A 12,612-nucleotide genomic window follows, 5' to 3' on the forward strand; every position below is an offset into this window, starting at 1 on the left:
GTGGGGGGCCGTCCCCGCCGGGGGACGGCCACCCTCGTCCGTAGTGCCCGCGTCATTCCCCGGTGAACGGAACGACCGCGCGGACCCGCTTGCCGACCGGGACGCGCTCGACGACCAGCTCCGACGTCAGGGCGTGCACGATCTCCAGACCGTGCCGGCCGATGCGCTCGGGGTCGCGCGGGAAGCGCTTGGGCACGGCGCCGCTGCTGTCGTAGACGGAGACCGTCACCGAGGCGTCCGTGCCCTCCAGCTCCAGGATGTACGGGCCCTTGCTGTGCCGGTCGGCGTTGGTGACCAGCTCGCTCACGACGAGCAGGACGGCGCCGTCGGCACGGCCGCCGACCGACGCGCACCACTCGGTGCGGAGCTGCTGGAGGAAGAGCGACGCGAAGGAGCGCGCCTCGGCGATGCATCCCGGCTCGCCGGTGTAGTGCGCCGCCCGCCGTAGCGGTTCCACGGGCACGTCGAAACCAGTCGGTATCACTGCCCCGTCCAGGTGGTCGATCATGCGTGTCTCTCTCGGAAGCCGGGCTGGCCGGAGTGGCCGACGCTGCTGCACCAGTCCTCGTACCCCGGCATCGGCCGTGCAGTCCCCCCATTCCGCACTGCGGGAATTGTCACAGCCGCCACGGGGCACACGGCAGGTGTCCGCGCGGGGAGCCGGCGAGGGTGGAAGGGCGTGCGATGAACGAGCTGATGGCCGCGCGGAGTCTGTCGACCCGGCCGGTGGTCACCCTCGGCGGTGACGCGGTGGCCCAGGTCAAGGACACCGTCTTCGACGCGGAGGCCGGGCGGATCACGGGGTTCACGCTGAACGGCCGGGGTCTGCTGTCGGGACCGCTGCGGCAGAGCCTGCCCTGGACCGCGGTGCACGCGCTGGGCCACGACGCGGTGATGATCCGCGACCGGCGGGAGCTGGCGGAGACCACCGCCGCCGAGGCGCGCCGGGCGGCCGTGCGGGGCCGGGTGGTCGGGGCGCGGCTGCTGACGGAGACGGGCACGGAGGTCGGCACGGTCCTCGACGTGGTGGTGGAGGGCGGCGGCAGCGGCCGGGTCGTCGGCTTCCGGGTGGCGGCGAGCAGAGAGTTCGCGGCCGGGCCCAAGCGCCGGCGGCGCCGGGTGTGGGTCCCGCGCGGCGAGACGGTCGCGGTGTCCGGCCGGGCCCTGGTCCTGCCTGCGGCCACCGTGCGGTACGCCGCCGAGAGCCTCGACGGTCCCGACGGCCTCGCCGCCCTGGCCCGGCGGGTCCCCGCGCGCCGGAAGGACCCCCTGCCATGACGCTGTTCTCCGAGATACGCGGCCTGACCGTGGTCACCGAGACCGACGCCGCCGAGCTGGGGGTGGTGGCGTCCCTGGCCGTCGACCCCGTCTCGGGCACCGTGACGCACCTGCGGGTCCGCGGCCGGCGTCCGCGCGGGGAGACGGTGCTGCCCCTCGGCGCGCTGCGCGCGATCGGCCCGGACGGCGTCCTGGTCCGGCCGGCCGCCGCCGACGGCCCGCCGCCGCCCGCGCACGACCCGGTGGACAGCCGGGTGCTGACCGACACGGGCGACGACCGCGGCACGGTCCACGACATCGCCTTCGACCCGGACACCGGCCGCGTGCGAAAGGTGATCACGCCCCGCGGCGACATACCGGGCGAACGGCTGATGGGACTGGGTGCCTACGCGCTGGTGGTGCGGGCCTGACACCCACCACGCCGGCCCGCCACGCCGGCGACGCGGTCCCGCCGGGCCCCGTGCGCCCGTGCGCCCGGCCCGACGGGCGCCGGACCGGGCGGTCTGCCTAGCGTGGCGGTGTGAGTGCGCGAAGCGGCTTCCGGCCCGTCGTCTCCTCCACCGGCTGGCTCCGGGCTCTCGGCACGGTGCTCGCCGGGCTGCTCGCGATGGGTGCGGTCGCGGCGCTCGGGCTGTGGGCGGCCGGGGGTGCGGAGCTGCCCGACGGTGCGTTCCCCCGGGTCGTCGCGGCACTCGTCGTGACCGCCGTGGGCGGCGCGGTGGAGCTGTCGGGGGACGCCGGTGGCCTCGCCGACACGGACGCCGAGCTCACCGCGATGCCGCTGTCGGTCACCCTGACCGGCGCGTCGGTGCTCGCCGCGGGCTTCCTGCGGCCGCTGCGCGGCCGGGCGGCGCCGGGTGCCGTGACGGCCGGCTGGGCGGGGCGGATCGCCGTGCTGTGGCTGCTCGCCCTGCTGGGTCTGGCGTTCGCCGCGCGGCGGACGTTCGAGGTGCCCCTCGGGGAGGGGCTGCTCGACGACCTCGGTGACCTGTTCGGGATCTCCCCCACCGTGGGCTTCACCACCGACGTACCGCTGACCGTGCTGTTCGGCGTGGTGTGGCTGGCGGGGGTGCTGCTGCTCGCCCTGCTGGTCTCGCGCGGGACGCCGCCGCCGGGTCCGCTCGCGCGGCTGGGGGCGGCGGTGCGGCCGGGTGTGTACGCGATGGTCGCGCTGCTCCTGGCCTGCGTGGCCGTCGGTGTCGTCGGCGCGCTGGTCGTCGCGGCGACCCGGGGGCGGCCGGCGGAGACCTTCGCGGTGCTACTGCTTGGGCTGCCCAACCTGGTGTGGCCGGCGCTGACCGTCGGCATGGGCTCTTCCTGGGAGGGGCGGGCTCAGGGGCCGCTCGGGCTGCCGGTGCCGCGGGTCCTCGACGAGGTGCTGCGCACGCCCGGCCTCTCCACGGTCGACCTGGGGACGCTCACCGACCACGACGGCCGGGCGTGGTGGCTGCTGGTCGCCGCCGCCGTGCTGGTGCCGGCCGCCGGGTGGGTGCTGGCCGCGCTCTCCCCGGCCGGGACGCCCGCCTGGCGCTGTGCCGTGCGGACGGCGGTCGCGCTGGTGCCGACCGTGCTGGCGATCTGCCTGGTCGGTCGGGTGTCCGCCCGGTACGGCCTGTCGGTGCCGGTCATCGGGGACCTGGGCGGCGGCCTGTCCGGGGAACTGTTCCTGCGGCCGCGGCCGTGGATCTCGCTCGGCCTCGCGGCGGGATGGGGGCTGGCCGCCGGGTTCCTCGGCGCACTGCTCGCGCGCCTCGGAGCCCGGCGTGCGGGGAGCGTCAGCCCAGCGCCGCCTCGAACGCCCCGGCCTCGTAGGAACCGCCCTTCTGGTGGGTGATCACCGCCAGCCGGTTGGCCGCGTTGATCATCGCGACCAGGCAGACCAGTACGGCGGTCTGGTCGTCGTCGTAGTGCTTGCGCACCTGCTCCCATGTCTCGTCCGAGACGCCGGGGTGAGCGTCGGCGAGCCGGGTGCCCTCCTCGGCGAGGGCCAGTGCGGCCCGCTCGGCCTCGGTGAAGACGGTGGTCTCGCGCCAGACGGCGACCAGGTTCAGGCGCACCGCGCTCTCCCCGGCGGCCGCGGCCTCCTTGGTGTGCATGTCGACGCAGTGGCCGCAGCCGTTGATCTGGCTGGCGCGCAGGGAGACCAGTTCCTGCGTGGACCGGGGCAGCGACGACTGGTGGAGCAGTACGGCCGCTCCGGCGAACCGCTTGGCGAACCGGCCGGCGACCGGGTTGGTGAACAGGTCGAATCGGGCTTCCATGGCGTCGTCCTCACTCGTGTCCGTGCGTGTCCGTGCGTCGGATGCCCAAGAGACGCCGCCGCCCCGTTCCCTGTGACACCGGCGAAATGTGACGTGGACCACGGTCGCGGTGTGTCACAGCGGGGCACCGGCCGGCGTCTCGTGTACGTGACGACAGAATCCGACGACCACGCGACCGAGACCTTCGTCGCCCATCGCAACCTGCTGTTCACCGTGGCCTACGAGCTGCTCGGCTCGGCCGCCGACGCGGAGGACGTCCTCCAGGAGACCTGGCTGCGCTGGGTGGGCGTCGACCTGGACACGGTGCGCGACCGGCGCGCGTACCTGGTGCGCATCACCACCCGCCAGGCCCTCAGCCGGCTGCGCGCCCTGGGCCGCCGCAAGGAGTCCTACGTCGGCTCCTGGCTGCCCGAGCCGCTGCTGACCACCCCGGACGTGGCCGACGACGTCGAACTCGCCGACAGCGTCTCGATGGCCATGCTGATGGTGCTGGAGACCCTCGCGCCCACCGAGCGGGCGGTGTTCGTACTGCGCGAGGTGTTCGACCTCGGCTACGACGAGATCGCCGAGGCCGTCGGCAAGAGCCCCGCGGCCGTCCGGCAGATCGCGCACCGGGCCCGCGCCCACGTGGCGGCGCGCCGGCCACGCGGGGCCGTCTCCCCCACCGACACCCGGGACGCGCTCGACGCCTTCCACCGGGCGGTCGAGACGGGCGACCTGCAGTCCCTGTTCGACATCCTGGCGCCCGACGTCGTCCTGCTCGGTGACGGCGGTGGCGTGAAACAGGCGATCCTGCGCCCCGTCACGGGGGCGGACAAGGTGGCGCGGCTCCTGGTGGCCGGGCTGGCCCGGGTCTCCGACGCGACGCTGCGCCCCGCCGAGGTCAACGGCCACCCGGCGCTGGTGCTGCGGGTCGACGGCGAGCTGGACAGCGTGGTGGGGGTGCGCTTCGACGACGGGCTCATCACCGGCCTGTACGCCGTGCGCAACCCCGAGAAGCTGTCGCACATGGAGCGCGCGACGGCGCTGCGCCGCTGACCGCCGGGGCGGGGGAGGCGGACCGGCTCAGGCGACGGGGACGACCAGCGCCGCGCCGGTCCGCTGCATCCGCAGGGCGTCCACGGACTCGGCGAGCAGTTCGTACTCGGTGGTCTCGTCGCTGGTGGCGATGCGGACCAGCCGCCCGGCGGCCAGCTGGTCGCCGACGAGTTCCTGCTGGACGACGTCGGCGCACCAGTCGCGCAGCACCGCGGGGACGTCGGGGGCGTCGTCGGCGACCGGGGTCAGGGCGCCGCGCGGCAGATGCGGGCGTTCGGGCTGCGGGTCGAGCCGTTCGGCGATCCAGGCGGCACGGTCGCGCAGCCACCACAGGGCGAGGGCGAGGGTGGGGGCCCGGTAGGTCCCGAGGGGGACTCCGATCCGGCGGCCGTCACAGACCCCGTACGCGGTGACATGGCACAGGAACTCGTCGTGCACGTCTCCCCTCCCCCGTCGCATAGCTCGTCTGCCGGGCCCGTCGTCGTCCGTGCGGCTCGTGTGCTGTGCGTGAGGACGCTGTCGCGGGTGGTGATGCGTCCTACGAGTTGAGTATGTTCACTGCTGAACCACTGTCACCATGCCTTTCTAGCCAGTCTCTTGGCATATTCACAGGTTTGGTTGGCCGAAAAGCCGCGAAAGGCGGGGCCGTGGTCCCGGCCCCGCCTTCGACTGCCCGTGCTGACGGGCTCTACTGCTTGACGATCTCGTCGATCCGGGCCAGCTCGGCGTCGTCGAACTCCAGGTTGCGGACGGCCGCGACGCTGTCCTCCAGCTGACCGGGGCTGCTCGCGCCGACCAGCGCGGAGGTCACCCGGCCGCCGCGCAGCACCCAGGCCAGCGCCATCTGCGCCAGGGACTGGCCGCGGTCCTGGGCGATGCCGTGCAGGGCGCGGAGCTTGGCCACCAGGTCCTCGGTGACCGCGTCGGAGTTGAGGAAGGGGCTGTCGCTCGCGGCTCGCGAGCCCTCCGGGATGCCGTCGAGGTAGCGGCCGGTCAGCAGGCCCTGCTCCAGCGGGGAGTAGGCGATGGAGCCGACCTCAAGCTCGTCGAGTGCGTCCAGCAGGCCCCCGTCCTCGGGGCGCCGGTCCAGCATCGAGTACCGGGGCTGGTGGATGAGGAGCGGGGTGCCGAGGCCGGCCAGGATGCGCGCGGCCTCCCGGGTCTGCTCCGCCGAGTAGTTGGAGACACCGACGTAGAGGGCCTTGCCCTGCTGGACCGCCGTGTGCAGCGCGCCCATCGTCTCCTCCAGCGGAGTCTCCGGGTCGGGGCGGTGCGAGTAGAAGACGTCGACGTACTCCAGGCCCATCCGCTCCAGGCTCTGGTCGAGGGAGGACAGCAGGTACTTGCGCGAACCCCATTCGCCGTACGGGCCCGGCCACATCAGGTAGCCGGCCTTGGTGGAGATCACCAGTTCGTCGCGGTACGGCGCGAAGTCGGCCTTCAGCGCCTCGCCGAGGGCGGACTCGGCGGCGCCGGGCGGCGGGCCGTAGTTGTTGGCGAGGTCGAAGTGGGTGACGCCGAGGTCGAAGGCGCGGCGCAGGATGGCGCGCTGGGTCTCCACGGGGCGGTCCGGGCCGAAGTTGTGCCACAGGCCGAGCGAGAGCGCGGGGAGCTTCAGTCCGCTGCGTCCGGTGCGCCGGTAGAAGGACGGGTCCGCGTAGCGGTCGGGGTGTGCGGTGTACAACGCGTCTCCAGAGGGGTTGGTACAGGGTGGTCCCGGATGCGGAGGGGCCGTCCCCTACTCTGGCGCGGTCCCCGGCAAGCGGTCCAACAGGAGAATCCGATGGGATTCAGCGACTAGGCTTCTCAGTCGTGGAACTGCGCCATCTCCAGCACTTCGTCGCGGTCGCCGAGGACCAGCACTTCACCCGGGCGGCCGAACGGCTCGTCGTCTCCCAGTCCGGCCTGTCCGCGTCCATCCGGGCGCTGGAGCGGGAGCTGCGGGCGCCGCTGTTCGTGCGGACCACGCGCCGGGTGACGCTGACGGAGGCCGGGCGGGCGCTGCTCGGCGAGGCCGAGCGCATCCTGGCGCAGGTCCGCGCGGCCCACGAGGCGGTCGCCGCGGTCCAGGGGGTGCTGCGCGGCACGCTGTCGCTGGGCTCCGAGCAGTGTGTCGCCGGGGTGCCGGTGGCCCAGCTGCTGGCCGCGTTCCGCCGTCTCCACCCGGACGTGGAGATCCGGATGCGGCAGGCCGGTTCGGGCGAGCTGGCGGAGGAGGTCGCGGCGGGCCGGCTGGACCTGGCCTTCGCCTACCGCGTCCAGCCGGACGGCGACCGGCTGCGCTCGGTGCCGCTGTCCAGCGAGCCGATGACCGTGCTGTGCCACCCCGGCCACCGCCTCGCCGGGCACGGCGCGCTGCTGGCCCCCCGCGACCTGGCCGACGAGGTGTTCGTCGACTTCCACCCCGACTGGGGGCCGCGCCGCGTCACCGACACGGCCTTCGCCGCGGCGGGCGTACGGCGCACCGTCGCCCTGGAGGTCCAGGACGTGCACGGGCTGCTCGACCTGGTCGACGAGAACCTCGGCGTCGCCGTCGTCCCCCGGCACTTCCGGCACAAGCGGGCCTCCCTCACCTCGCTGCCGCTGGCGGAGACGGACCACGTGGAGTACGAGACGGTCGCCCTGCTGCCGCCCCCGCAGGCCGCCAGTCCGGCGGCCCGTGCCCTGATGGCGCTGCTGGACACCGCGGGCGCGCTCGGACAGCCGGGGAGCGCGCGAGGCGGAACGCCGCGCGGAACGGGGAGCGCGTGACAGACGCGTGCGCCATGGTGGACGTATGCATGCGAAGGACGTACTCATCGAGGCCTACGGCCGTATCCAAGAAGAGGTCCACTCCGCCGTCGACGGTCTCGGCGCCGACCTGCTGGCCGCCCGGCCCGCGCCCGACGCCAACTCCGTCGCCTGGCTCGTCTGGCATCTGACCCGGGTCCAGGACGACCACGTCGCGGACGCGTTCGGCCTGGACCAGGTGTGGCGGGGCCAGGGCTGGGAGAAGCGCTTCGGCCTCGACCTGCCCGCCGGCGACACCGGCTACGGCCACGGTCCCGCCCAGGTCGCGAAGGTGCGGGTCGACTCGGCCGACCTGCTGACCGGCTACTACGACGCCGTGCACGAGCAGACGCTCGGGGCGCTGCGCTCCCTGTCCGCCGCGGACCTGGAGCGCGTCGTCGACGACAACTGGGACCCGCCGGTCACCCTGGCCGCCCGGCTGGTCAGCGTCCTCGCCGACGACCTCCAGCACGTCGGCCAGGCCGCCTACGCGCGCGGGCTCCTTCGGAGCACCGAGGATCAGGGCACCGAGGATCAGAGCACCGAGGCGTAGCCCGGCAGGACGACCTCCTCGATCAGGGCGTTGCGCTCGTCGAACGGGACGAAGGCGCTCTTCAGCGCGTTCACCGTGACCGTGCGCAGGTCCATGGCCGTCCAGCCCGCCTGCTCCACCAGCAGCGACATCTCCCGGGTCATCGTCGTGCCCGAGACGAGGCGGTTGTCGGTGTTGAGGGTGACGCGGAAGCCGAGGTCCTTCAGCGCGGTGATCGGGTGGTCCGCTATCGAGGTCGCCGCGCCGGTCTGGAGGTTGGAGGTCGGGCACATCTCCAGGGCGATCCGGCGGTCGCGCACCCAGCCCGCGAGGCGGCCGAGCTTCCCGGCGGCGAGGTCGGGGATGTCCTCGGTGATGCGCACGCCGTGCCCGATCCGCTGGGCGCCGCACACCTGGACCGCCTGGTGGATGCTGGGCAGGCCGTACGCCTCCCCGGCGTGGATGGTGAACGGCACGTTCTCGTTCCGCAGGTGTGCGAAGGCGGCGAGGTGGTCGGCGGCCGGGAAGCCGTCCTCGGCACCGGCGATGTCGAAACCGACGACGCCCGAGTCCCGGTAGGCGACCGCGAGGTCGGCGGCCTCCCGGACCCGGTCGAACATCCGCATCCCGCAGAGCAGGGTGCCGACCCGGACGGGCGTACCGGCCGCCGCCGCCTTGGCCATGCCCGCCGCCAGGCCCTCCTGGACGGTCTCCACCACCTCGGGCAGGGTCAGTCCGCCCTTCAGCATCAGCTCGGGGGCGTAGCGCACCTCGGCGTAGACCACGCCGTCGGCGGCGAGGTCGAGGACGTACTCCTCGGCGGTGCGCAGCAGGCCCTCACGGGTCTGCAGGACCGCGAGGGTGTGCTCGAAGGTGGCTATGTAGCGCACCAGGTCACCGGAGTTGGCGGCCTCGTAGAACCAGGCGGCCAGCGCGTCGGGACCGGTGGCGGGCAGGGTGTGCCCGGCCTCCCGGGCCAGCTCCACGACGGTGGCGGGGCGCAGGCCGCCGTCTAGGTGGTCGTGGAGGACGGCCTTGGGGAGGCGGCGGATCGTGTCGGTGTCGAGCGTGGTCATGCGTGCGTGTCCTCGGTGTGCTCGGTGGGGGGTGCGGGCTGGAGCAGGTCCCAGCGGTTGCCGTACAGGTCCTGGAAGACCGCGACCGTGCCGTACGGCTCGTGCCGCGGCTCCTCCAGGAAGGTCACGCCCGCGGCCGTCATCCGGGCGTGGTCGCGGGCGAAGTCGTCGGTGTGCAGGAAGAAGCCGACCCGGCCCCCGGTCTGGTCGCCGATCCGGTCGCGCTGCGGGCCGTCCTTGGCGCGGGCCAGCAGCAGCGCGGTGGCGGCGCCGGGCGCGCCGGGTTCGACGACGACCCAGCGGGAGCCGTCGGGCCGGGGCGCGTCCTCGGCGACCCGGAAGCCGAGGGCCTCGGTGTAGAAGCGGATCGCCTCGTCGTAGTCGCCGACGACGAGGGTGACCAGGGCGACGCGTCTCATCTGCGCCTTTCGGTCGGAGGGGCCGGTGGTGGCCGGTGGTTGACGGAAGAGGTTATACGTAAAACCTCTTCTCGTACAACGTCAGTCCCGGTGCTCGTCCCCGCGCCTGCCCGCGTCCAGCCGGGCCAGTTCGTCGTCGGTGAGGCGCAGCGCGCCCGCGGCGACGTTCTCCACGAGGTGGGCGGGGTTCCCGGTGCCGGGAATGACCAGGACGTGCGGCCCCTGGTGCAGGGTCCAGGCGATCCGGACCTGCGCGGGGCTCGCGCCGTGCGCCGCCGCGACCGCGAGCAGTTCGCCGTCGGGGGCGTCGGCGCCCGCCGGTCCCGTCTCGCCGGCGATGGCGTAGAAGGGCACGAAGGCGATGTCCCGCTCGCCGCAGATCCGCAGCAGTTCGTCGGTGGCGGGGTCGTGGAAGCCGAGTCCGTAGCGGTTCTGGACGCTGACCACGGGGGCGATGGCCTCGGCCTCGGCGAGGTGGCGGGGTTCGACGCCGGAGAGGCCGAGATGGCGGATCAGGCCGGCGTCGCGCAGTTCCGCGAGGGCGCCGAAGTGCTCGGTGACCGAGTCCTGGCGCATGCGGCGCAGGTAGACGAGGTCGAGGTGGTCGCGGCCGAGCTGGCGCAGGTTCTCCTCGACGTGGCCGCGCAGGTCCTCGGGGCGCGCGGAGGTGCCCCACTCGCCGGACCAGTCGCGGAACGGGCCGACCTTGGTGGCGATCACCAGGTCGTCGGCGTACGGCGCCAGCGCGCCGGCGATCAGTTCGTTGGCGGAGCGCAGGGAGGAGAAGTAGAAGGCGGCCGTGTCGATGTGGTTGACGCCCAGCTCGACGGCGCGGCGCAGCACGGCGAGCGAGCGTTCGCGGTCGCTCGCCGTGCCGAGGTGGAACGCGGCACTGCCGGTCAGCCGCATCGCGCCGAGGCCGACGCGGCGGACAGGCAGATCACCGAGGAGCCGGGTGCCGGAGGTGTGCGCGGTGATCGTTTCGGAGGTCATGGCGGAGCGTCGCACACACGCTCGACCCGGCGGTCCGGGTCCGGGTCAGCAGTAGAGGTTGCCGCCCGGGTCGACACCCAGGATGGACGCGAACCGCTGATAGGTCGTCACCCGGCTCTGCACCTGGGCGGCGTTCTTGCCGTCGCACTCCAGGGAACCGTTGATGGAGCGGATGGTCTGGCCGAACCCGGCGCTGTTGACCATGGCGTTGTGCGGGGTCATGGTGCCGGGCCCGGACTGGGTGTTCCAGTACCACAGGCCGGTCTTCCAGGCCACGGCCGCGTCGTTCTGCACCAGCCAGGGGTTGTTCAGCAGGTCGATGCCGAGGGCGTCGCCCGCGGCCTTGTAGTTGAAGTTCCAGCTGAGCTGGATCGGGCCGCGACCGTAGTAGGCGGACTGGCCCGCGGGGCAGCCGTACCACTGGCTCCAGTCGCAGTAGTGCGAGTAGTTGGCGGTGTTCTGCTCGACGATGTGGACCAGTCCGCCGGTCTCGTGGCTGACGTTGGCGAGGAAGGCGGCGGCCTCCTGCTTCTTGACGGTGTCGCTGCCGGTCTTGGCGAAGCCCGGGTAGGCGCCGAGCGCGGCGGTGAGGCCGCTGTAGGTGTAGAAGCCGTTCCGGCTCGGGAACATCTGGTTGAACTGGGCCTCGGAGACCACGAAGTTCCCGATGGGGGTGGAACCGTTGTCGCAGGCGTACGGCTCCCAGTACCAGGTGCTGATGACCGGGTCGTAGCCCGGGTTGTCGTGCTCGGCGATGTAGGCCTTGCCGTCGGTGTAGCGGACGATGTCGCCGGTCACGTAGGACTTGCCGGCCACCCAGCTCGGGTAGCTCGAACACGCGGCGGCGGACGCCTGGGTGGCCGGCATCAGCACCGGCACGGCGCCCGCGAGGGCGAGGACGGTCACGAGGGCGGAGAGACGACGTCTCGGCACGGACGACTCCTTAGCGGAGCACGGCCGGACTCCAGCCGGGCCGGCCGTGATGTGGGGGGTTGGTGAACACACTCAACAGCTTTGGTCTGTACCAGTCAAGGGTGTAGACCAGTCAACTCCGTTCGGGCGAGAGCCCGTTGCGGTGGTGCCGGCCGGACAGCCGCCCGGCCGCCCGGCCGTCCGGCTGTCCGGCTGTCCGCTCGTGAGAATGGGCCCATGACCACGACACCGCACCCGCTCGTCACCGCCGCCCGGCGCCTCGCCGACGACCTCCTCGTCCCGTCCGCCTCCCGCGTCGACCAGGAGGGCGTACCGGCCTCGCACCTCGCGGCGGTACGGCGGTCGGGGCTGCTCGGGGTGAGCGCGCCCGCGGAGTACGGCGGGGCCGGCGCCCCCGACGCCGTGGCCCGCGAGACCGCGGAGATCCTGGCCGGGGCGTGCTGCTCCACCTGGTTCGTGCAGACCCAGCACCACACCCCGGTACGGCTGCTCGCCGGGGCGGCGGCCGGGCTCCCGGTGCGGGAGCGCCTCCTGCCCGCGCTGGCCACCGGTGAGCTGCTGTCGGGTGTCGCCTACGCGCACGTGCGGTCCTGGCCCCGGGTGCCGGTGCGGGCCACCGCCGAGCGCGGCGGCTGGCGCTTCGACGGCACGGTGCCCTGGTACACGGGCTGGGGCCTGAACGACGTGATGCTGCTCGCGGGGGTCACGGAGGAAGCGGAGGTGGTGTTCGCGTTCACCGGCGCCCGTGAGCAGCCGGGGCTGCGGCCCTCGGAGCCGATGCGGCTGGCGGCGATGACGGCCGCGCGGACGGTCTCCCTGGAACTGGACGGCCTGTGGCTGCCCGGCGACTCGGTGGTGCTGCGCACACCCCGGCGGGAGTGGGCCTTGACCGACATCCCGCGCAGCACCGACACCTCACCGGCGGTGTTCGGGGTGGCGTCCGCCGCGCTGGACGTGCTGGCGGGTGTCCCCGACGCCGACTCCCGGGACACCGCGCTCGCGCTGCGCGCCCGCCTGGACGACCTGCGCCGGCGCGCCTACGCCCTCGCCGACCACCCCGCCGCCGAGGCGCACGTCGAGGAGCGGCTGGAGACGCGGACCCGCGCCTACGACCTGATGCGGGCCGCGACGACCGCGGCACTCGTGGCGGGCGGCGGCCGCGCGATGCCACTGACCGGCACGGCCCAGCGGCTGGCGCGGGAGGGCATGTTCCTGCTGGTCCAGGGCCAGACCACACCGGTACGGCGGGCGCACCTGGCGGCGCTGGGGGCGGGGGGATGACGAGGGCGCCGGGGGCGCGGGGCGGGCCCCCC

General features: G+C 73.7%; 15 protein-coding genes. 7 read left to right on the forward strand and 8 right to left on the reverse strand.

All coding sequences use genetic code 11. The features are described from left to right. Positions 1-52: 52 nt before the first annotated feature. Entirely contained in the window at positions 53-508 is a 456-nt protein-coding gene (locus UW392_RS04170; RefSeq protein WP_320773478.1) for an ATP-binding protein, read from the reverse strand. Positions 509-684: 176 nt separating this feature from the next. Here UW392_RS04170 and UW392_RS04175 point away from each other — a divergent pair, with 176 nt between their 5' ends. The 3 genes from UW392_RS04175 (at position 685) to UW392_RS04185 (ending at position 3,112) form a co-directional block, all read left to right on the forward strand. Next, a complete protein-coding gene (locus tag UW392_RS04175) occupies positions 685-1,278 on the forward strand; it encodes a PRC-barrel domain-containing protein (protein ID WP_320773479.1) in 594 nt (197 codons plus the stop codon). Next, positions 1,275-1,688: a PRC-barrel domain-containing protein gene (locus UW392_RS04180; RefSeq protein ID WP_320773480.1), complete on the forward strand. Its 414-nt coding sequence runs from the start codon at positions 1,275-1,277 to the stop codon at positions 1,686-1,688. Before UW392_RS04175 ends, UW392_RS04180 begins: the two co-directional genes overlap by 4 nt. A gap of 110 nt (positions 1,689-1,798) precedes the next feature. Continuing rightward, positions 1,799-3,112, forward strand: coding sequence for a streptophobe family protein (locus UW392_RS04185; RefSeq protein ID WP_320773481.1), 1,314 nt, complete (start codon positions 1,799-1,801; stop codon positions 3,110-3,112). Here the strand turns inward: UW392_RS04185 and UW392_RS04190 are convergent. Further along, entirely contained in the window at positions 3,054-3,539 is a 486-nt protein-coding gene (locus UW392_RS04190) for a carboxymuconolactone decarboxylase family protein (RefSeq protein WP_320773482.1), read from the reverse strand. The genes UW392_RS04185 and UW392_RS04190 overlap by 59 nt on opposite strands. A 147-nt stretch (positions 3,540-3,686) precedes the next feature. Between UW392_RS04190 and UW392_RS04195 the strand changes: the two genes are divergently transcribed. Then, entirely contained in the window at positions 3,687-4,577 is an 891-nt protein-coding gene (locus UW392_RS04195; protein WP_320773483.1) for an RNA polymerase sigma-70 factor, read from the forward strand. A 27-nt stretch (positions 4,578-4,604) separates the two neighbouring features. Here the strand turns inward: UW392_RS04195 and UW392_RS04200 are convergent, their stop codons facing one another. Both UW392_RS04200 and mgrA read right to left on the reverse strand, forming a co-directional pair. After that, entirely contained in the window at positions 4,605-5,015 is a 411-nt protein-coding gene (locus UW392_RS04200) for a hypothetical protein (RefSeq protein ID WP_320773484.1), read from the reverse strand. Positions 5,016-5,265: 250 nt separating this feature from the next. After that, positions 5,266-6,261: an L-glyceraldehyde 3-phosphate reductase gene (gene mgrA, locus UW392_RS04205; protein WP_320773485.1), complete on the reverse strand. Its 996-nt coding sequence runs from the start codon at positions 6,259-6,261 to the stop codon at positions 5,266-5,268. A gap of 128 nt (positions 6,262-6,389) precedes the next feature. Between mgrA and UW392_RS04210 the strand changes: the two genes are divergently transcribed. Then, positions 6,390-7,328: a LysR family transcriptional regulator gene (locus UW392_RS04210; protein ID WP_320773486.1), complete on the forward strand. Its 939-nt coding sequence runs from the start codon at positions 6,390-6,392 to the stop codon at positions 7,326-7,328. Positions 7,329-7,353: 25 nt separating this feature from the next. After that, a complete protein-coding gene (locus tag UW392_RS04215) occupies positions 7,354-7,899 on the forward strand; it encodes a mycothiol transferase (protein WP_320773487.1) in 546 nt (181 codons plus the stop codon). On the opposite strand, the gene UW392_RS04220 is transcribed toward UW392_RS04215, so the two are convergent. From UW392_RS04220 to UW392_RS04235, 4 genes are all read right to left on the reverse strand, one after another. Further along, positions 7,881-8,954: an adenosine deaminase gene (locus UW392_RS04220; protein ID WP_320773488.1), complete on the reverse strand. Its 1,074-nt coding sequence runs from the start codon at positions 8,952-8,954 to the stop codon at positions 7,881-7,883. The two genes, UW392_RS04215 and UW392_RS04220, sit on opposite strands and share 19 nt — an antisense overlap. Continuing rightward, on the reverse strand, positions 8,951-9,373 hold the full coding sequence (locus UW392_RS04225; RefSeq protein ID WP_320773489.1) for a VOC family protein: 423 nt from the start codon (positions 9,371-9,373) through the stop codon (positions 8,951-8,953). Before UW392_RS04225 ends, UW392_RS04220 begins: the two co-directional genes overlap by 4 nt. A gap of 81 nt (positions 9,374-9,454) precedes the next feature. Then, a complete protein-coding gene (locus UW392_RS04230; protein ID WP_320773490.1) occupies positions 9,455-10,366 on the reverse strand; it encodes an aldo/keto reductase in 912 nt (303 codons plus the stop codon). A gap of 45 nt (positions 10,367-10,411) precedes the next feature. Next, complete coding sequence (locus UW392_RS04235) at positions 10,412-11,299, reverse strand: glycoside hydrolase family 19 protein (RefSeq protein WP_320773491.1); 888 nt, start codon at positions 11,297-11,299, stop codon at positions 10,412-10,414. Between the two features lie 216 nt (positions 11,300-11,515). Between UW392_RS04235 and UW392_RS04240 the strand changes: the two genes are divergently transcribed. After that, positions 11,516-12,580 (forward strand): acyl-CoA dehydrogenase family protein, encoded by a 1,065-nt coding sequence (locus tag UW392_RS04240; protein WP_320773492.1) that lies wholly within the window; start codon positions 11,516-11,518, stop codon positions 12,578-12,580. Positions 12,581-12,612: the final 32 nt, after the last annotated feature.

The sequence above is a fragment of the Streptomyces sp. CRN 30 genome, assembly GCF_034105845.1.

Coding starts and splice junctions, on each gene's coding strand:
- UW392_RS04170 (WP_320773478.1), bottom strand. CDS start 508: ATGATCGACCACCTGGACGGGGCAGTGATACCGACTGGTTTCGACGTG.
- UW392_RS04175 (WP_320773479.1), top strand. CDS start 685: ATGAACGAGCTGATGGCCGCGCGGAGTCTGTCGACCCGGCCGGTGGTC.
- UW392_RS04180 (WP_320773480.1), top strand. CDS start 1,275: ATGACGCTGTTCTCCGAGATACGCGGCCTGACCGTGGTCACCGAGACC.
- UW392_RS04190 (WP_320773482.1), bottom strand. CDS start 3,539: ATGGAAGCCCGATTCGACCTGTTCACCAACCCGGTCGCCGGCCGGTTC.
- UW392_RS04215 (WP_320773487.1), top strand. CDS start 7,354: ATGCATGCGAAGGACGTACTCATCGAGGCCTACGGCCGTATCCAAGAA.
- UW392_RS04220 (WP_320773488.1), bottom strand. CDS start 8,954: ATGACCACGCTCGACACCGACACGATCCGCCGCCTCCCCAAGGCCGTC.
- UW392_RS04225 (WP_320773489.1), bottom strand. CDS start 9,373: ATGAGACGCGTCGCCCTGGTCACCCTCGTCGTCGGCGACTACGACGAG.
- UW392_RS04230 (WP_320773490.1), bottom strand. CDS start 10,366: ATGACCTCCGAAACGATCACCGCGCACACCTCCGGCACCCGGCTCCTC.
- UW392_RS04240 (WP_320773492.1), top strand. CDS start 11,516: ATGACCACGACACCGCACCCGCTCGTCACCGCCGCCCGGCGCCTCGCC.